Genomic DNA, 17691 nt, shown 5'->3' on the forward strand with positions numbered 1-17691 from the left:
CTCCTCGTGCCGGTATCAGCGTGCGGTGCGGGGCATGCCCAGACCGAACTGGGCAATCAGCTCACGCTGGATCTCGTTGGTGCCACCACCAAAGGTCAGCGTTACCGATGCACGGACTTCAAATTCGAGTTCACCCAGCAGCAGTGACGCAGCTGAGCCCTCACGGATCATGCCGTTGGCCCCTACCACATCCATCAGGCGACGCAGGATCTCGATGGCAGATTCTGAACCATACACCTTGGTGGTGGACGCCAGCGCCACATCCATCTGCCCTGCTTCCAGGTCGGCAGCGATACGGAAGTTGATCAGACGCATCGCTTCCAGCCGCGAGTAACATTCAGCCAATGCCGAGCGAACCCAGGCCTGATCCATGGCGCAGCGGCCATTTTCATCTTTGGTTTTAGCCCAAAGGTAAACACGGCGGAACAAGCCTACCACCTTGTCGGACCAGGAACCGAGGCCCAGACGCTCATGGTTGAGCTGGGAGGTGATCAACTTCCAGCCACCATTGAGCTCGCCCACCAGCATCTCGCGCGGCACCCGTACATTGTCATAGTAGGTTGCCGCCGTGGGATTGGAGCAGGTCGGGATCACCGTATCGGAGAAGCCCTCTTCCTGAGTATCCACAATCAGGATGGAGACGCCCTTGTGACGCGGCAGGTCCGGATCGGTTCGCGCGGCCAGCCAGACGAAGTCCGCCGACTCGGCACCAGAGGTCCAGAGCTTGTTGCCATTGACGACGAAGTGATCGTCCTCGACGCGAGCCGAGGTCTGCAGCATCGCCAGGTCGGAGCCCGCATTGGGCTCGGAATAGCCGATGGCAAAGTTGATCTCACCGCTGGCAATACCGGGCAGGAATTTTTCCTTCTGCAGTTCGGAGCCATGTTCCATCAGCGCCGGTCCCACAGTGCTGATGGTGACGAACGGCAGCGGCGCACCGGCGATATTGGCCTCTTCAAAGAAGATCAACTGCTCGGTCGGGCCGTAGCCCTGGCCACCGTGTTCCTTGGGCCAACCCACGGCCAGCCAGCCATCCTTGCCCATCTGGCGGATGGTGCCACGAAACTCGTCACCGCCCTCTTTGCCGCGCAGCGAACTGCGCAGTTCAGGGGTCATCAGGTTGCTGAAGTAGTCACGGACTTTCAGCCGCAGCGCATGCTGCTCGGGTGTCAGATCGACAAACATATGACCTCCTTAACTCGCGCTCAGAATCAGACCGCTGGTGGGCACGCCGGTACCGGCGGTGACCAGCACGTTCTCGACATCATCCACCTGGTTCACCGAGCTGCCGCGCACCTGGCGCACGGCTTCGGCGACACCATTCATGCCGTGGATGTAGGCTTCACCCAGCTGGCCGCCATGGGTGTTGATCGGCAGCTTGCCGCCGCGGGCATGATGACCGGCGCGGATAAAGTCTTTCGCCTCACCACGTTTGGCGAAACCGAACTCTTCCAGCTGCGGCAGCACGAACGGCGTGAAGTGGTCGTAGATCACGGCAGTCTGGATATCGTCCGGACCCAGGCCAGACTGGCCATAGAGTTCACGGGCCACTACACCCATCTCCGGCAGGCCGGTAATGTCTTCGCGGTAGTAGGAGGTCATGATCTGCTGACCATCGGCAATGCCCTGGGAGCCAGCCTTGATCATGACCGGCTTCTGCTTCATGTCCTTGGCACGGTCAGCGCTGGTGATCACCATGGCAACGGCACCGTCGGATTCCTGACAGCAATCCAGCAGGTGCAGCGGCTCACAGATCCAGCGCGACGCCTGATGGTCTTCCAGCGTGATCGGCTTCTCGTAGAAAAAGGCGTTGGGGTTGGTGGCAGCGAAATCACGTACCGCCACGGCGACACGACCGAAGTCCTCGGAGGTCGCGCCATAGGTGTGCATATAGCGCTGGGCAAACATGCCGACCCAGGCCGCCGGCGTGTGGAAACCGTGCGGCATATACCAGCCATAGTTCACGTTCTCGAACACCGGAGTATCGGCAAAGCCGTAGCTGCCGGTACCAAAACGGTACCAGGAGCGTTCGTTCATGGCGCGATACACCACCACGGTCTTGGCGACGCCGGTAGCCACGGCCATGGCCGCATGCATGATCGGCGCACAGGCGGCACCACCGCCGTGCGGGATCTGGGAGAAGAACTTCACGTCCTTGCAGCCCAGCAGACGGGCGATCTCGTATTCAGGCACCTTGTCCACGGAGTAGCTGCTGAAACCGTCTACTTCGGACGGATCAATACCGGCGTCTTCCAGTGCCGCCAGGGTCGCTTCCATCGCCAGACGCAGTTCAGTACGGCCGGAGTTCTTGGAAAATTCGGTGGCGCCAAGGCCGACAATCGCGGCCTTATTGCTGATCAGTTCATTCATTGCACTCTCCTCCGGCTCAGGGCAGCGTCACCGCCACCGTTCCGGTGACGTGGTTGCCCATGGAATTCTTGCCCTTCAGGGTGACCTCGGCGGTGCGGCTGTCCGCGTCCAGCGCTGTCACTTCGCCCTTGAAGGTCATGGTGTCGCCCGGATAGTTGGGCGCGCCCAGGCGGACCTTCAGATCCTTGAAGCGTGCTTCAGGACCGCTCCACTCCTCGACAAAGCGCTCCACCAGACCACTGGTGGTGAGGATGTTCATGAATACGTGCGGCGAGCCCAGCTCCTGAGCCGCGTCCTTGTCGTGATGACCCGGAAAGTAGTCACGGGTGGCAATGGCACCACCGGTAATCAGTGCCACGGTGACCGGAATTTCCAGTGCCGGCAGTTGCTCACCGACACTGACGTCTTCAAAGCGTCTGGTTTTCATTGAGGTCATATTTCCATCCCAAAGTATCGTGAGTTGCCAACCAATCGCCGAGACGCTCAAGCGTTGCACGGCTGCCGCCCAGGCCCAGGCTCAGGGCGCGGCTCCAGTAGAGAAAGCGGTGGATCGGATAGGTCAGGTCGACACCGATGCCGCCATGAACGTGCTGTGCCTTGTGGCCCACACTGTGACCGGCTTCGCAGGCCAGCCAGGCCGTCGCCATTGCTTCGGACGGTGCCGGCAAACCGGCATCGATGCGGTAACACAGCTGCCAGAGCGCGGAGCGCAGGGCTTCCACCGCCACATGACAGTCGGCCATGCCCATCTGCACCGCCTGGAACTGGCCGATGCGACGCTCGAACTGGGTACGTTCGTTGACGTACTCGACAGTGCGGCGAATCTGCTCCTGGCTGACACCCAGTTGCAGCGCTGCCTGAGCCGCGATGGCACGTATTTCCAGCCACTCGGTAGCTTCCAGCGGCAGCACGGCCTCTGCCGGCAGCTGCACCTGATCGAGTTCCATGTCGGCAACGCTCTCGCCCTGCGTCATAACCCCCGAAACCAGCTTCACACCGGCGGTATCAAAGCTGACGCAAACAGGACGCACGCCCGCTTCGGTCTCGACCAGTACCACAGCAGCCGAAGCTTCGGCGGTACCCGGCACCGCGTGGGCAATACCGTTGAGCAACCAGCCGTTGGCGTTTTGCTCAGCCGACAGAGCCAGCCCGGTCGAGCGGCTCTGATCACCCGCCGACAGTGTCAGTACCTGCTCGGCAGAAGCGGCGCCTTCCAGTACACCGGCAAAATGCTCAGGTGCGAACTCGGCCAGCGCGGCGGCCGCCACCTGATGACGCCAGAGCGGCACCAGCCCCAGGCCCTTGCCCTGAGCTTCCAGTACCAGCATCAGTTCGGTCATGCCCAAACCACTGCCGCCAGCTGCTTCAGGGATGTACAGGGAATGCAGACCAGTCTCGACACAGGTCTGCCACAGCTCCTGCATCAGCGTTGCGCCGGAGTCATCAAACTCGCGCAGCTTTTCGTCAGTACAAAAGTCCGTGAACAGGCCGCCCGCCATATCGGCGATGGCGCGCTGATCTTCGGTCAATGAAAAATCCATGCGTCCTCCTCAGGCAGACACCGGCCGGAACAGCGGCAGGGTCATTTCATCGTCAAAGGTGTGGAACTCGACCTGCACCCGCTGGCCGATCTCAAGTGCGGACGGCTCGACTCCCACCAGCCCAGCCGGCAGGCGCACGCCTTCATCCAGCTGGATCAGGCCAATGGGGTTGGGATAGTCGAACGGCGGCACTTCCGGGTAGTGCATCACCACGAAGGAGTACAGCTCACCGCTGCCCTTGCTGACGTGATAACCCAGCTCGAAGCTGTGGCAGTGGCTGCACACCGGGCCCGGCGGGTGCTGCAGCTTGTTACAGCTGTTGCACTGCTGGATGCGCAGCTCACCGGCCTCACAGCCTTCCCAGAAGAAACGGGTGTCATCGCTGATACCCGGCTTGGGTCGCTTGATCTTGGGAACGGCGGACTCGCTCTTTTCGACCGGTTTCGGCTGATTGGCCGGCTTGAACTTGATCACCCGGAACATCAGCTCGCCAACCTTCTCATCGCCCTCGGGCTTCTCGGAGAAGAAGGACATCACCTGGGTGACGAAGAAGCCGGTGCCCAGAGCGGTGGCTTTCTCTTCGCTGACTTCCTTGATCAGGGTGGTGTAATAGAGCTTTTCGCCCATGCGTACATAGCGGTCGAAGGTCAGCTCGGAATTTACTGCCACCACGGCCGGGTAGCCCTGAGCCTCTATTAAGCCGAGTACTTCGTAGGGATTTTCGTCGGTAGAACCCGGCGGATAGTTGTTCATGTGCATGCCTTCCAGGCACCAGGCCTGCAGCATCGCCGGCGGTGCCACGACTTCACCAAACTCGGTGGTCGCGGCATACTCGGGGTCGGTGTAGAGCGGGTTATCCACGCCCATGGCTTCACACCACTGCCGAACCATCGCCGGATTCACTTCATCCCATGCGTAGATGCGGCCATACTCCCGCCCCACCATGGAACGTACTTCCGATAACCATGCGTAATCAGTCAAGATACGTCTCCTTTCTGACAATGGGGCCACCCGGTCGCGGGCGGCGCCGGGTTGTTTCAGTTGTTGGCCGTACCGGCCTGCAAAAATGCGGGTTTCTCACCACCACCGTTGAGCAGCAGGTTGCTGCCGCTGGCGTAAGACGCGATGGGCGATGCCATATACAGGCAGGCGTTGCCGATATCCTCCGGGTTGCCCAGACGACCGGCCGGGATGGTCTCCGCCACCGCCTGGATGCCTTCCTCATCACCAAAGTGCAGATGCGATTGCTCGGTCTGGATCAGACCCGGGCTTACTGCCACCACACGGACCTTCGGCGCCCACTCCACCGCCAGCGAGGCGGCCAATGACAGCACGCCGGCCTTAGCGGCACCGTAGGCGGCGGTACCCGGAGAAGCGCGCAAGGCACTGATACTGCCGATAAAGATGATGCTGCCGCCCTGTTCCTGCTGTTGCATGTGGCGGTTGGCCAGCTGAGCCAGGTTGAGCGGTGCAATCAGATTGAGACGCAGAATGCCTTCATGGAAGCGAGGCGAAACATCTGCGGCCAGCGCATGGGGTGCGCCTCCGGCGTTATTGACCACCACATCCAGACGACCGTATTCATTCACAATCGCCTGTAGCATTGCCTCAGACGCGTCGTAATCACGTACATCAACCGCCATAAACACAGCTTCACGGCCACCTTCAGCCGGCATCTGTTCCGGTTCGCTGCGGCCACACACAATCACGGTTGCACCTGCACCCAGGAAGGCACACGCAATACCGGCACCAATGCCCTTGGTCCCCCCGGTGATCAGAACCACCTGGCCGCTGTAATCGAAGTGAGCTGACTGCGTCATATACGCCTCCTGTTTTATCCAGTGCAGCCAGTCTAATAAGCCTGTGGAGCCTCCCACTTCGTCTGAACGGACGATGATTATCTGGCGTCAGCTGACAGAATCGCCCTCAATGAATCTTTGTCAGCGAGGCGACTGTCGTGACCGACTCTCAACGTCCTGAAGAAACACTGCTGCTGGAATTTCCGGAGCCCGGTATTGCCCTGCTGCGGCTTAACCGCCCTCAGGCCACCAATGCGCTGAGCCTGGAGCTACAACAGCAACTCAACCGCCGCTTTACCGAGCTGGCCGCTGACGACAGCGTGCGCTGCATCGTGCTGACCGGTGGCGAGAAAGTATTTGCGGCGGGCGGAGATATCACGGGATTGATCGACGCCGACCCGATCGAGATCTATAAGCGTCATACCGAACGGGTCTGGGCACCGATTCAGCACTGCCCCAAACCGATTGTGGCCGCCATCTGCGGTTATGCCTTCGGCGGCGGCTGCGAACTTGCGATGCATGCCGACATCCTGATCGCTGGCGAAAGCGCCAGCTTCTGTCAGCCGGAAATCCGTATCGGCATCATGCCCGGCATAGGTGGTACCCAGCGTCTGGTAAGGGCCGTGGGCAAAACCAAGGCAATGAGCATGGCCCTGACCGGACGCCCAATTTCAGCGCATGAAGCCTGGGTAGCAGGACTGGTCAGCGAGGTAAGTCCAGATGATGAGGTGATGGAAAACGCCCTGAAAACGGCGCGCAGCATCGCCCGAATGCCGCCGCTGGCAGTGGAACAGATCAAGGAATGCATCCTGCAGGGCATGGATGCGTCGCTGGAAAGCGCTCTGGCACTAGAACGCAAAGCCAATGCCATGCTGTTCGCCTCAAGGGATCAGCAGGAAGGCATGCAGGCGTTTCTGGAAAAGCGCCACCCCGACTTCACCGGCGAGTAACGAGAGAATCGAGTCAATCGTTGATTAAAACAGAAGCCTGAACAGACACATCATCGGATTTGCACTTCCCTTGCACTTAAACCATCTCACATGGTTTTTTTGACCCTCGGCGGCCGCACACCCCGGGGGTCTTTTTTTGCCTGCAAAAGCTTCTGGTTTGACAAGAAATCAACAACCTCCCAAAATGGGAGTATTCAAAGGGAGATTTGAATGCGGATCATATCGAAACGGACACTTCGCGCGTTTTGGGAGTCGGATCACAAATACCTGGATGCCAAAGGGCCACTGGAAGCTTGGCATGAAGAGGTCGTTAAGGCCGATTGGGACACGCCGCAAAAGGTCAAAACGCAATTCCGCAATGCCAGTATTTTAAAAGACGGCAGAGTGGTGTTTAACATCAAAGGTAATGACTACCGCCTGGTCGTGTGGATTAACTACCCCTACCGGATTGTGTATGTACGATTCGTTGGCACCCACAAGCAGTACGACGAAATCGATGTGGAGACTGTGTGATGAACATTAAGCCAATCAAAACCGAAGCCGACTATGAAGATGCCCTGGAGCGCATCGGTGAGCTGATGAGCGCACAGCCGGATACCCCCGAGGGCGATGAGCTGGATGTGCTGACTACGCTAGTGGAGCACTATGAAGCTCGCCACTACCCAATTGATACGCCCAACCCTATCGAAGTTATCCGTTTCCGCATGGAGCAATACGGCTTGAAGGATAAAGACCTGGTGCCTTTCATCGGCCGCTCAGGACGGGTGTCTGAAGTGTTGAACTACCAGCGCAAGCTGACACTCCCTATGATCCGTAAGCTGCATGCAGGGTTACACATCCCGACAGAAAGCCTGGTTCAGGACTACGAACTGAGGCAAGTGTAAGTCCAAGCCATTCGCTCGCGGAGCGAGCTCCCACATAGTTTTGTCCCAGATAAACTTTGCAGGAGCATTGCCCTGGCTGTGGGAGCACACACTGTGCGCAATTCGCCCGCAGAGCGGGCTCCCACAAACTTGATCCCAGCCCAGGCACTATCCCCTATGTGGGAGCGCGCTCCGCGCGCGAAGGTTAGATCACTTCCATTCTGGCGAACTGCTGATTCAGCGCCACATCATTAGGTGGATTCTCTATGCAGCGGGTGCCACCCGGGTGGTAGATATAGGGCACACAGCCATTGCAGTTGGTGCAGCCACTGGTGCTGATAAGCCCCTGCTGGAATTTGCGTACCAGTTCAGGATCATGAATCAGTGGGCGCGCCATGGTCACGGCTTCAAAGCCTTCGGCCATGGCCTGTTCAACATCCTCCATGGAACGGGCACCACCCAGATAGGCCAGTGGCATATCCAGTTCAGCGCGGATGCGGCGGGAGTAATCAAGGAAGTACATGGGCCGGAATTTCACTTTCGGCACGCCCTTCTGGGACAGCTTGATCATCGCCAGGGTCAGCTTTTGATCCTTGAGTACCTTGGCCATTTCATCCAGATTCATATTGCTGCCAAACATGAACCAGCCGGATTCAATATTGCGGCCACCGGAGAGCACCAGCATATCGGCACCGGCGTCCTGCAGCGCACGCCCTGTGACAATGGCGTCTTCCACGGTAGCCCCCCGGCGGACACCGTCGGCCACATTGATCTTGGCCAGTATTGCCATATCCGCACCCACAGCATCCTTTACCGCTTGAAGGACGCGCGCAGGGAAGCGGGCACGGTTTTCGGCACCACCACCATACTGGTCCTTGCGCCGATTCGACAGCGGCGAGATGAACTGATTGAGCAGATAACCATGACCCATATGCAGTTCCACTGCATCAAATCCGGCCTCGCGACAGAGTTCGGCGGCACGGGCAAACTCACCCGCTACCTGTTCCATGTCGCTCTCTTTCATCGCCCGTTGCAGAAGGTTGCCGCACAACAGTCCGGCCTTGTTGAGGCCTGACGAGGCGCTGAGGGTGCGCCCCTTCACCCGGATCGACGTCACAAATGAGCCGCCATGTGTGAGCTGCATGGAGATCTTGCCGCCCTCGGCGTGTACCGCATCCGCCATGGCTTTAAGGTCAGGAAGAATTTCAGGCCGTATCCAGATCTGGTTGGGCAGGGTTCGCCCGCGCCTGGACACGGCACCATAGGCCACGGTGGTCAGTGCCACACCCCCTCGCGCCATATCGCGGTGATGCTTGAGCAACGCCCGTGTGGGGACGCCATCCAGGCTCATCGCCTCATTGGCACCGGCCCGGATAAAACGGTTCTTCAGTGTAATCGGGCCCAGCTGGTAAGGAGTAAAGGCCTGCTGTCGATGATCTGACATCTGCGTAATCCTCAGGTCCACTTGGGCTCGCGGGGCATTTCCAGCCCGCGTTCGGCAATGATGTTGCGCTGTATTTGGTTGCTGCCGCCGTAGATGGTATCCGAACGCACGAACAGAAACAGCGACTGCAGACGCGTCAGCTCATAGGGCGCCGCTTCCAATAGCTGCCCCTGTTGACCGCAGACATCGATGGCCAGTTCTCCAAGGCTGCGGTGCCAAGTGGACCAGAACAGTTTGTAGATCAGCGCTTCGCCCTGCAGGCTGCCATCACTGCCGCTCTGGCCCGAGAGCATGCGCAGGCTGTTGTAGCGCATGATCTTCAGCTCGGCATGGGCCTGGGCGATGCGCTGGCGAATAGCGGGATCGCGGTATTTGCCGTTTTCTCTGGCGACGCGAATGACTTCGTCCAGCTCGTTCTGGAACTGCATCTGCTGGCCCAGCGTAGACACGCCACGCTCGAAGCCGAGCAACCCCATGGCGACCTTCCAGCCATCGCCCGGCTCGCCAACAATATCACCGGGATCGCATTCGGCATCATCGAAAAACACTTCGTTGAATTCGGATGTGCCCGTGATCTGCTCGATGGGGCGAACATCCACACCCGGCTGATCCATTTTGACCAGGAAGAAACCCAGCCCTTTATGCGCAACGGAATCCGGATCGGTACGGGCGATGACAAAGCAGTAATCGGATTCGTGCGCCAGCGAGGTCCAGACTTTCTGGCCATTAATGATCCACTTGTTGCGCTCGGCATCGAAGCGGGCCTTGGTCTTCACATTGGCCAGATCCGAGCCGGCACCCGGTTCCGAGTAGCCCTGACACCAGAGTTCGGTGCCCGCCAGAATACCGGGCAGGTATTTGGCCTGCTGCTCGGGTGTGCCGAACGCAATCAGCGTCGGTCCCGCCAGCCCTTCACCGATATGCCCCACACGCCCCGGCGCGCCAGCACGGGCATATTCTTCAAAGAAGATCACCTGCTGCTCGATGGAGCAACCGCGACCGCCATGCTCTTTGGGCCAGCCGACACAGGTCCAGCCACCTTCGGCCAGTTTCTGTTCCCAGCGTTTTCGCTCTTCCGGGAAGCTGTGTTCATCACCGGGGCCACCTCGGAATCTGAGTTTGGCAAATTCACCGGTCAGGTTGGCCGCCAACCAGTCAGCCACTTCGGTGCGGAACTGCTCATCTTCAGCGCTGAAGCTCAATTTCATGACAGGGCTCCTTCTTCGGTTTGATCAGTATCCAGCAGCAGGCTGGCCAGGGTTTCACGGTGTTCACTGGCCGTGCCCAGCATCAATTCACTGGCTTTGGCGCGCTTGAAGTAGAGGTGGACATCATATTCCCAGGTGAAACCGACTCCGCCGTGCATCTGCAGAGCTTCACCGGCATTGCGGAAACAGGCATCCGAGCAGTAGGACTTGGCGATCGCTGCCGCTTCCGGCAACTCGGCTGCCAACGCCCCTCCGCGCCAGGCTTCATCAGCAACACAGGCTGCGTAGTAACAGGCCGAACGCGCAACCTCAGTACGCAGCATCATGTCCGCCGCCTTGTGTTTGATCGCCTGAAAGCTGGCGATGGGGCGATTAAACTGTACCCGCTCGCGCGTATATTCCACGGCGAGATCCTTCACCTGCTGGGCACTGCCCATCTGCTCAGCGGCCAGGGCAACCGTCGCCAGTTGTAACACCTGTTCCAGTACCGGACCGGCCTGACCGGCTTCGCCCAGACAGGCATCAACGGCCAGCAGACTGTCCACCTGAATGCGCCCCAGGTGACGGGTCTGGTCCAGGGTCGGAGTCCATTGGCGTGAAATGCCCTCGGCAGTGGCATCAACGGCAAACAGGCTTATTCCTGAGGTGCCGGAGGTACCGGGCTGACGTGCCGCCAGCACCAGAATCTCGGCGCTGTGGCCATCCACCACCAGCTGGTAATCACCCTGCAGCCGGTAGCCGTTTGGTGTGGCTTCAAAGGTTGCGGTGACGGCCTCACACGCCGGCGCCTCTTGCCCAATCCACGCCAGCGCAGCAGTGGTGCCGCCCAGTATCTTGTCCAGCCAGGGCGATGCCTGGCTGCAGGCAGAAAGCTGTAACGCAGGTACTGCCTGGCACACCGTGGAGAAATAGGGCGCACACGCCAGGTAGCGGCCCATCTGCTCCATGACGGCAACCAGCTCCACATAGCCCAGCCCCATGCCCCCCTGCTCTTCTGGCAGGGTAATGGCATGCAGGTAGAGGTCGTCGCAGATCTGACGCCAGAACGACAGGTCATAGCCAGACTCGCTGACCATCGCCTCTCGTACGGCGGCCGAGGTTGAGCAATCCGCCAGAAAGCTGGCCGCTGTTTCGCGGATCATCTGCTGCTCATCAGTAAAGCGGAACTCCATGATTAGTCGCTCCCTAGCAAGTATTGGAAGGTGGGCGCCCCGAGGGACACCCGATAGCTCGATAGCTCGATAGCCGAGTATTAGAGACCGGCGCGACGTGCGGCCTGAGGGCCGAAATCACGGGAGGTCAGATCACCCTTATTGAGGGTGTAGGCCTTGGGTTGCTCGTTCACCAGGTTGAATGCCTGATAGCTGCTGGCCTGAAGGTCATGGTAGAAACCGGCACCGGCCTGCCAGGTCTGCGCCTCATAGGCGTAGAAGTAGTTCACCATTGAGGTACGCCAGAGGTTGCCACGGGCGTCGTAGTTATCGCCCATCACCATGAACCAGTTGTCCTCATCGACGTACATGCGACGCTTGCCGTAGATGTGGCGGTAGCCATCCTTGAGGGTGGCTTCCAGCACCCACACACGGTGCAGCTCATAACGCATGAACTCAGGGTTGGCATGCCCCGGAGTCAGCAGCTCGTCGTAGCTGATATCAGCGGAGTGCAGACGGTAGGTGTTGTACGGAATGTACATCTCCTGCTGGCCGACAATTTCCCAGTTATAGCGCTGGGGCGAGCCATTGAAGATGCGGACCTCATCCACGGTGATGGAGCCGCCTGTGCCCGGGAAGGACATATCGAAACCGTATTCCGGCGACTGGCGCACACGGCGCGTACCCGGATCGTAGCGCCAGCTCTGACGCGGGTCAGTGGCATGGTTCCAGAACTCGATACCGGTGTTGATCTCGCCGCGATCACGCTCCGGCAGCAGCGTCTCGTTCAGATAGAAGGAGGACTGCGCCTCGGCCTGCCCCTGCTTGCCCGGTTTCAGGTGCGGTGCCAGGTTGCGGGATTTGACGCGGCCCCAGTTGATCTTGCCGTCTTCCAGCACATAGGCGTTATCGGAGATCAGTTCTTCGGTCCAGGGGCGATAAGTAAAGAAGGACGAGGTCCACATCAGCTCCAGACCGGTTTTCGGGAAGGGAAAGAGAATCCCCCCGGTGGTCGCTTCCACACCTTCGCCCTCGCTGACGAGCTTGGCTCCCTGGGCATTCATGCGTGTGACTTCACACACCGAATCCGGGAACCGGAAGTCACGACGCGAGGGGTAGATCGGCATTTGGAAGGTATCAGGATACTTCTCGAACAGTGCCTTCTGCCCTGCCGACATCTTGTCCGCATGCTCGGCCATATTCTGCGCGGTAATCACGAACAGCGGCTTGTCGTCCGGGTAGGCATCTACCGGATGGTTGCCGGTGCCTTCAAAGTTGACGTGCTCCGGCACGCCCAGCCACTTGCCGCTCCACTCGGGAATGGTGCCTTCGGCGTTACCGGCCTTGATGGCACCGACACAGGTGCGGGTTGTGCCCAGTGATTCCATTTCTTCAGCGGTGGCAGCCGCCAACACCGCAGCGCTCATTAAACTGGTGTGCAGCGCAATACCGGCTGCGATCAGGTTCTTTTTCAGGTTCATATCAACATCCCTGCGTGATCAGAAAGAGTATTTGGCGCTAAGCGAGACATAATCGCGGTCAGCCATGGTGCGGCCCTTGGACAGATCCGCCGAGCTGAGGTAGCCCACATAGGTCAGGCCCAGCTGCATGTTGCCCAGGTACTCGAAATCGGCACCCAGCGTCAGGCGTTTTTCATCACGGCCCATGCCGGAGAAACCGCTGCCGTTCACGTTCTGGGTCCAGATCACCTTGGTGGTCAGATCCCAGCCGCTGTAAATGCTGGGGTAATCCATGAACGCAGCAACAGAGAGTGCAGCGGTATTGCGTGACTGGCCGTCATACTCAAAGGTGTCGCTGCTGGTGCTGACTCCGCCCTGAGTGACGGTGAGCGTATCCACATCATGAATACGCTGATGCGCCAGCTCCGCCATAAAGGTGGTCTGTTGAGCCAGCGCACTGGGCCCCAGAATGTAGACACCGTTGACGTTGGTTTGCAGATAGCTGCCGCGGGCCGGTGCGCCGTTTTGCAGGTATACGGGGGCTCCATCGCGATAGCTGATATCACCGCCGATCTGAACATCACCGACTTTGGACGTAATGCTCATCCCGGTCAGCTTGATATCGTCGAAATAACCCAGCTTGTAGCAGGCGTTGCCGCCGGTACTGGCGGTGCAGCCCTGAAAGTCATCGAAAGAGGAATAGCGGGTATCACCGGTAAAGTCGGTGAACAGTGCCCCGACGCGGTCGTGATAGCGGTAGTGGAACAGGCCGATTTCGGTGCTGTCCCCCATCAGGTAGCGCGCCCCCAGACCCCACTGACCTTCATCATCCGGGCGGATCTCACCGGCATAGTTGATGACGGCCGGGCTGGGCAGGCTGCCAATGGCGCCAGCACCCATGCGGATAAACTGGGCACCGGGACCAAAGGTATCCGTGCCGAAGAAGTCGCCGACCGGATTCAGGCGGGTTTTCTCCCAGTCGTACTGGTAGAAACCGGTCAGACTCAGGTTATCCGTCAGCGTCAGGCTGGCCGACAGCTGTCCCACTGGCAGATAGCCTTCCTTGGCTTCGGTGCCCGGTACGTTAAAGACCGCGGCATCCACCGGCAGCTGGCCCTGGCTGATATTGGGGAAGAACAGGCTCTCGCCCCAAGCGACAATATGACGACCGGCTTTCACCGACAAATAGTTGTTATCGCCAATAATGAAGTTGCCGTAGACGAAGGCATCCAGCAAACGCGGGTCATACCCGCTGAGTTCGCGGGTCTCGTCACTGAACTGGTTCACGGCACCGGTCTTGTTGATCGTTGCCAGTGAGTCATTGTCGTTGCGACTGCGATAGACGTCGTCGTAGAACACACTGCCACGCAACATGGCGCCCAGATTGTTGTGACGAATACGAATTTCGCCCAGCGCATTGACGCGATTATTGATCAGACTGCCGCGATCGAAATTGCGGGTCGCATCATCATCGTTGAGGCTGTTGAGGTATTCATTGGCCGCTTTCGAGGTACGTGCGGAAGCGGTATACGACAGTATCAGCGAGCTGCTGACCTCGGTATCGTCGCCGATATAGATGGTGTCGAACGCATGTGCCTGGCTCACGGCCAGTGCCAACGTCAAAGGCAGCAACCGCTTTCGTCCCATGAGAGTCCTTGAGGATGTCATTCTTGCCCTCCAGTGAGCATTCTTGTTGTTGTGTACTGGCCACAAACGGGCCAGCAGACATGCTCGGTCAGTCACCGGTGAGGCTCATCGTTCAGATAGACTAGTGCCCCACCCGTGCGGCCTTGTGTCAGGGTGTAAGACTGATGCCCTGCTCACGGGCAAAGGGCTGTGCCTGAAGGGTCTGGTACTGGTATTGATCGGCCTCGCCATGCTGAGCAAGCCACAGCAGGACCGCTGCCGGAAGCTCGGGCGGGGCCGAACCATTACGCAATGCAATCAGTCCCTTATCACCGATGGTGGCTTTCAGGGTTTCTGTGGTCACCACGCCCGGGTTAACGGTAAAGGCACGTATGCCCTGATCGCCCAGCTCGCGACAGAGCACACCGGACAGGCGTGAAACAGCGGCCTTGCCGGCACCATAGGCATAGCCCCAGCCACCCTTGCCGGCGGGCACTGGCGGGTCACTTTCACCGGCACCGGAGGTCATGTTGATGATGGTTGCTCCGCCCTGCTCCAGCATTTGCGGCATCAGGCGGCGGGTCAGCAGGAAGGGGGAAAGAATGTAGCCCTGAGCGACACGTTCAAGCGTTTCCGCCTCCAAAGACATGAACGGCAGGTTCAGATCAGCCCCCTGGTACACCGCGTTGTTGATCAGCACATCAACACGTCCGAAGTGAGCAACCACCTGGTCGGCGGCAGCAATCACGGAAGCGGAATCCAGCAGATCCATGCGGAAGACTTTGACTTCAACCCCGTATTCACGGGCCTCGGCGGCTGTTGCATTGAGGCTGCCGCTCAGAGCGGTACCGTCGGCATGGCGCACGGCGTGGGTATGGGTTTCGCCCTCTTCCAGAGTACGGGCACTCAATGCCAGGTTATAGCCGGCACGGGCAAAGGCGATGGCTGTAGCGCGACCGATGCCACGGCTGGCACCGGTAATAAATGCGACCTGTCCCATTTCTGTCTCTCCTCTGTTTAGACTCAGAGTGCTACAGCCGGGATCAGATCACATACTCCATGAAGACGAGGCCAGGAATCAGGGTTCCTGATCACCCTGCCCCAAAGGCGCTACGCTGTTGAGGAAAATCCGCACCAGCTCGGTCTGACGACGGACACCGGTTTTGGAGAAAATGGCACGCAGATGTGCACGAGCGGTATTGCGACGGATGTTCAGTGCTTCAGCCGCCTCTTCCAATGACAAACCATTGGACAGCTGAATCGACAGCGCCGTTTCCGCCGGGGTCAACCCAAACAGCTTCTTGGCCACTTCGTTGCTGGCCTGGGATTTACCCACAGCATCGCGAATGTAAACCATGGCCGCCGGTTGCCCCTTGCCTTCTGCCCAGGCGGTGGAAGGAATGGACTCAACCACAACCCCAAGACTGACCTCACCCGAAGGCCGTGTCACGGACATGGCTTCAGGGACCTTGCCAACGGTGTCTCGGGTATTATTTTCGAACGCTTCCTTGATCAGACGGCGTAACTCCCTGTTATCACTGGGATAACTGGTCTCAAGCCGCCCCCCGACCACCTTCAAACCATCGCCTGATTCCAGGATCTCTTTGGCAAAGACGTTTTGCTCCAGAATCAGTCCATTTTCATCAATCAGTACAGTAGCAATCGACAGGCGGCTGATCGCTTTGGAGTACAGGTCGCCCATTGTCTGACTGCGATCCAGCAGATTGCGAATATTGAGGGAGCGGCGAATGTGCGGCAGCAAGAAATGGCAGAGCTCTCGATCCTGCGGCCCGAATGGCGTCGAGCTTTCCGGGCGTGTAATACGAAAGCGCAAAGTACCGGAATCGGGTGTAGAAATATCCACCGCCATAACATGATACACATCGTTACAGGCACACCAGTGAATACGGTAAGGGCTTTCGTGCCACTCTTCCGGCGTCATCAGGTCTTCTTCGGTGAACACCTTGTCCGGCGGCTGGTTCACGAAGGGTGTCAGGTTATGGCGATAAGGGAAATAGACCACCTTGCCGGAGTCCTTTAAGTCCCCCACCGATACCATCAAGCCCAGATCGTCTTCATCCTGGGTATCCGGCATTTTCAAAATCAGCGTCACAAAGTTGGCTGAAAATAGTGCACGCAGCTGCTCCAGGGCGTCTTCCCAGTAGGCATTATCCATGGAGGCGTCGTACAAGGCGGACAGCAGACTATCAAACTGCTCCACGTCCAATCGCATCATTGTTCTTACCCCTGTTATTGTATTTTCTTAGGGTGTTTCTTGAGCCCGTGCCTGAATAACCTTGCACAGTAAGAAGCAACGGGCTCGATACCGGGCTTTTTTAATTAGCCCAGCTGTTGGGTTAACTCGGGTACTGCTTCAAACAGATCCGCTTCCAGACCGTAATCGGCCACCTGGAAGATGGGGGCGTCCGGATCCTTATTGATCGCCACGATAACCTTGGAGTCACTCATACCAGCCAAATGCTGAATGGCACCGGAAATACCCACTGCCACATAGAGTTGAGGGGCAACAATTTTGCCGGTTTGACCCACCTGATAGTCATTGGGAACAAAACCTGCGTCTACAGCAGCACGTGACGCACCCAGGGCAGCGCCCAGTGTATCCGCCAACGGCTCCAGTACCTGCACGTACTTGTCACCATCACCAAGACCTCGACCACCGGAGACAACTGTCTCGGCAGCACCCAGCTCTGGGCGATCAGACTTGCTCAACTCACGACCGATCAGGGTGGAAATCCCGATTGTTTCAGTTGCGTTAATTGCAACAACCTCAGCACTACCCTCCTGCCCCGCCGCATCAAATGCAGTCGGACGCAGGGTCAACACCTGGACCGGTTCTTTTGACTCCAAAGTCAACATGACGTTCCCAGCATATATGGGTCTTACGTAGCTGCCAACTGCTTTAATTTCAATAACATCTGACACCTGGGCCACATCCAGCAACGCAGCCACACGCGGCGACAGATTCTTGCCAAAGGTGGAGCTGGGCGAGAGCACGGCCTGATAGCCCGACTGTTGCACCTGTGCAACAACGAGCGGCGCCAGCTCTTCCGCCAGTTGAGCAGAAAAGTGCTCTGCTTCAGCCAACAGCACCTGCTGCACACCGCTGACCTTGGAAGCTTGCTCGGCAACAGCGCCACACCCCTGGCCGGCCACCAGAATATGAATGTCGCCACCCAGTTTGGCCGCAGCATCCACCAGATTCAGTGTGACCGCATTGAGCTGCTGATTGTCGTGCTCTGCAATTACCAGTGTTTTCAT

At 58.6% G+C, this 17691-nt stretch carries 17 protein-coding genes; 3 read left to right on the forward strand and 14 right to left on the reverse strand.

What is annotated here, in order from left to right:
- Positions 1-15: 15 nt before the first annotated feature.
- From BW956_RS03490 to BW956_RS03515, 6 genes are read right to left on the reverse strand one after another with little or no spacing between them, the layout of a single operon-like run.
- A complete protein-coding gene (locus tag BW956_RS03490; protein ID WP_076460843.1) occupies positions 16-1185 on the reverse strand; it encodes an acyl-CoA dehydrogenase family protein in 1170 nt (389 codons plus the stop codon).
- A 9-nt stretch (positions 1186-1194) separates the two neighbouring features.
- On the reverse strand, positions 1195-2370 hold the full coding sequence (locus BW956_RS03495) for a lipid-transfer protein (protein ID WP_076460845.1): 1176 nt from the start codon (positions 2368-2370) through the stop codon (positions 1195-1197).
- A gap of 16 nt (positions 2371-2386) precedes the next feature.
- On the reverse strand, positions 2387-2797 hold the full coding sequence (locus tag BW956_RS03500) for a MaoC family dehydratase (RefSeq protein WP_217695085.1): 411 nt from the start codon (positions 2795-2797) through the stop codon (positions 2387-2389).
- Positions 2778-3911 carry an acyl-CoA dehydrogenase family protein gene (locus BW956_RS03505; RefSeq protein ID WP_076460851.1) on the reverse strand — a complete coding sequence of 378 codons (1134 nt, stop codon included), beginning with the start codon at positions 3909-3911 and terminating at the stop codon, positions 2778-2780. Before BW956_RS03505 ends, BW956_RS03500 begins: the two co-directional genes overlap by 20 nt.
- A gap of 9 nt (positions 3912-3920) precedes the next feature.
- Complete coding sequence (locus tag BW956_RS03510; protein ID WP_217695086.1) at positions 3921-4892, reverse strand: OB-fold domain-containing protein; 972 nt, start codon at positions 4890-4892, stop codon at positions 3921-3923.
- A gap of 56 nt (positions 4893-4948) precedes the next feature.
- The gene (locus BW956_RS03515) at positions 4949-5731 is read right to left on the reverse strand and encodes an SDR family oxidoreductase (protein ID WP_076460855.1); all 783 of its coding nucleotides are present in this window, start codon (positions 5729-5731) and stop codon (positions 4949-4951) included.
- A gap of 137 nt (positions 5732-5868) precedes the next feature.
- On the opposite strand from BW956_RS03515, the gene BW956_RS03520 reads away from it, so the two are divergent.
- From BW956_RS03520 to BW956_RS03530, 3 genes are all read left to right on the forward strand, one after another.
- On the forward strand, positions 5869-6660 hold the full coding sequence (locus BW956_RS03520; protein WP_076460857.1) for an enoyl-CoA hydratase: 792 nt from the start codon (positions 5869-5871) through the stop codon (positions 6658-6660).
- Positions 6661-6870: 210 nt separating this feature from the next.
- Positions 6871-7173 (forward strand): type II toxin-antitoxin system HigB family toxin, encoded by a 303-nt coding sequence (locus BW956_RS03525; RefSeq protein WP_076460859.1) that lies wholly within the window; start codon positions 6871-6873, stop codon positions 7171-7173.
- Positions 7173-7544 (forward strand): helix-turn-helix domain-containing protein, encoded by a 372-nt coding sequence (locus BW956_RS03530; RefSeq protein ID WP_076460861.1) that lies wholly within the window; start codon positions 7173-7175, stop codon positions 7542-7544. The genes BW956_RS03525 and BW956_RS03530 overlap by 1 nt, the downstream gene beginning before the upstream one ends.
- A 184-nt stretch (positions 7545-7728) precedes the next feature.
- Here BW956_RS03530 and BW956_RS03535 read toward each other — a convergent pair whose 3' ends face one another.
- From BW956_RS03535 to BW956_RS03570, 8 genes are all read right to left on the reverse strand, one after another.
- Positions 7729-8967, reverse strand: coding sequence for an NADH:flavin oxidoreductase (locus BW956_RS03535; protein WP_076460863.1), 1239 nt, complete (start codon positions 8965-8967; stop codon positions 7729-7731).
- Positions 8968-8978: 11 nt separating this feature from the next.
- Complete coding sequence (locus BW956_RS03540) at positions 8979-10175, reverse strand: acyl-CoA dehydrogenase family protein (RefSeq protein WP_076460865.1); 1197 nt, start codon at positions 10173-10175, stop codon at positions 8979-8981.
- Positions 10172-11347 carry an acyl-CoA dehydrogenase family protein gene (locus BW956_RS03545; protein ID WP_076460867.1) on the reverse strand — a complete coding sequence of 392 codons (1176 nt, stop codon included), beginning with the start codon at positions 11345-11347 and terminating at the stop codon, positions 10172-10174. Before BW956_RS03545 ends, BW956_RS03540 begins: the two co-directional genes overlap by 4 nt.
- 80 nt (positions 11348-11427) lie before the next feature.
- Positions 11428-12807, reverse strand: a complete 1380-nt coding sequence (locus tag BW956_RS03550) for a DUF1329 domain-containing protein (protein WP_076460869.1) — start codon at positions 12805-12807, stop codon at positions 11428-11430.
- Positions 12808-12825: 18 nt separating this feature from the next.
- Complete coding sequence (locus BW956_RS03555) at positions 12826-14454, reverse strand: DUF1302 domain-containing protein (protein WP_076460871.1); 1629 nt, start codon at positions 14452-14454, stop codon at positions 12826-12828.
- A gap of 127 nt (positions 14455-14581) precedes the next feature.
- Entirely contained in the window at positions 14582-15412 is an 831-nt protein-coding gene (locus BW956_RS03560; protein ID WP_076460873.1) for an SDR family NAD(P)-dependent oxidoreductase, read from the reverse strand.
- Between the two features lie 78 nt (positions 15413-15490).
- The gene (locus BW956_RS03565) at positions 15491-16648 is read right to left on the reverse strand and encodes a helix-turn-helix transcriptional regulator (protein ID WP_076460875.1); all 1158 of its coding nucleotides are present in this window, start codon (positions 16646-16648) and stop codon (positions 15491-15493) included.
- A gap of 104 nt (positions 16649-16752) precedes the next feature.
- Positions 16753-17691, reverse strand: coding sequence for an electron transfer flavoprotein subunit alpha/FixB family protein (locus BW956_RS03570; RefSeq protein ID WP_076460877.1), 939 nt, complete (start codon positions 17689-17691; stop codon positions 16753-16755).

Origin of the sequence: Marinobacterium stanieri (assembly GCF_900155945.1) — a bacterium.
In the GTDB taxonomy this organism is placed as follows: Bacteria; Pseudomonadota; Gammaproteobacteria; order Pseudomonadales; family Balneatricaceae; genus Marinobacterium; species Marinobacterium stanieri.

Bases quoted from the DNA above. Each gene is read 5' to 3' on its own strand.
- BW956_RS03490 (WP_076460843.1), bottom strand. From the start codon at position 1,185: ATGTTTGTCGATCTGACACCCGAGCAGCATGCGCTGCGGCTGAAAGTC.
- BW956_RS03495 (WP_076460845.1), bottom strand. From the start codon at position 2,370: ATGAATGAACTGATCAGCAATAAGGCCGCGATTGTCGGCCTTGGCGCC.
- BW956_RS03500 (WP_217695085.1), bottom strand. From the start codon at position 2,797: ATGAAAACCAGACGCTTTGAAGACGTCAGTGTCGGTGAGCAACTGCCG.
- BW956_RS03505 (WP_076460851.1), bottom strand. From the start codon at position 3,911: ATGGATTTTTCATTGACCGAAGATCAGCGCGCCATCGCCGATATGGCG.
- BW956_RS03515 (WP_076460855.1), bottom strand. From the start codon at position 5,731: ATGACGCAGTCAGCTCACTTCGATTACAGCGGCCAGGTGGTTCTGATC.
- BW956_RS03525 (WP_076460859.1), top strand. From the start codon at position 6,871: ATGCGGATCATATCGAAACGGACACTTCGCGCGTTTTGGGAGTCGGAT.
- BW956_RS03530 (WP_076460861.1), top strand. From the start codon at position 7,173: ATGAACATTAAGCCAATCAAAACCGAAGCCGACTATGAAGATGCCCTG.
- BW956_RS03535 (WP_076460863.1), bottom strand. From the start codon at position 8,967: ATGTCAGATCATCGACAGCAGGCCTTTACTCCTTACCAGCTGGGCCCG.
- BW956_RS03540 (WP_076460865.1), bottom strand. From the start codon at position 10,175: ATGAAATTGAGCTTCAGCGCTGAAGATGAGCAGTTCCGCACCGAAGTG.
- BW956_RS03545 (WP_076460867.1), bottom strand. From the start codon at position 11,347: ATGGAGTTCCGCTTTACTGATGAGCAGCAGATGATCCGCGAAACAGCG.
- BW956_RS03550 (WP_076460869.1), bottom strand. From the start codon at position 12,807: ATGAACCTGAAAAAGAACCTGATCGCAGCCGGTATTGCGCTGCACACC.
- BW956_RS03555 (WP_076460871.1), bottom strand. From the start codon at position 14,454: ATGACATCCTCAAGGACTCTCATGGGACGAAAGCGGTTGCTGCCTTTG.
- BW956_RS03560 (WP_076460873.1), bottom strand. From the start codon at position 15,412: ATGGGACAGGTCGCATTTATTACCGGTGCCAGCCGTGGCATCGGTCGC.
- BW956_RS03565 (WP_076460875.1), bottom strand. From the start codon at position 16,648: ATGATGCGATTGGACGTGGAGCAGTTTGATAGTCTGCTGTCCGCCTTG.
- BW956_RS03570 (WP_076460877.1), bottom strand. From the start codon at position 17,691: ATGAAAACACTGGTAATTGCAGAGCACGACAATCAGCAGCTCAATGCG.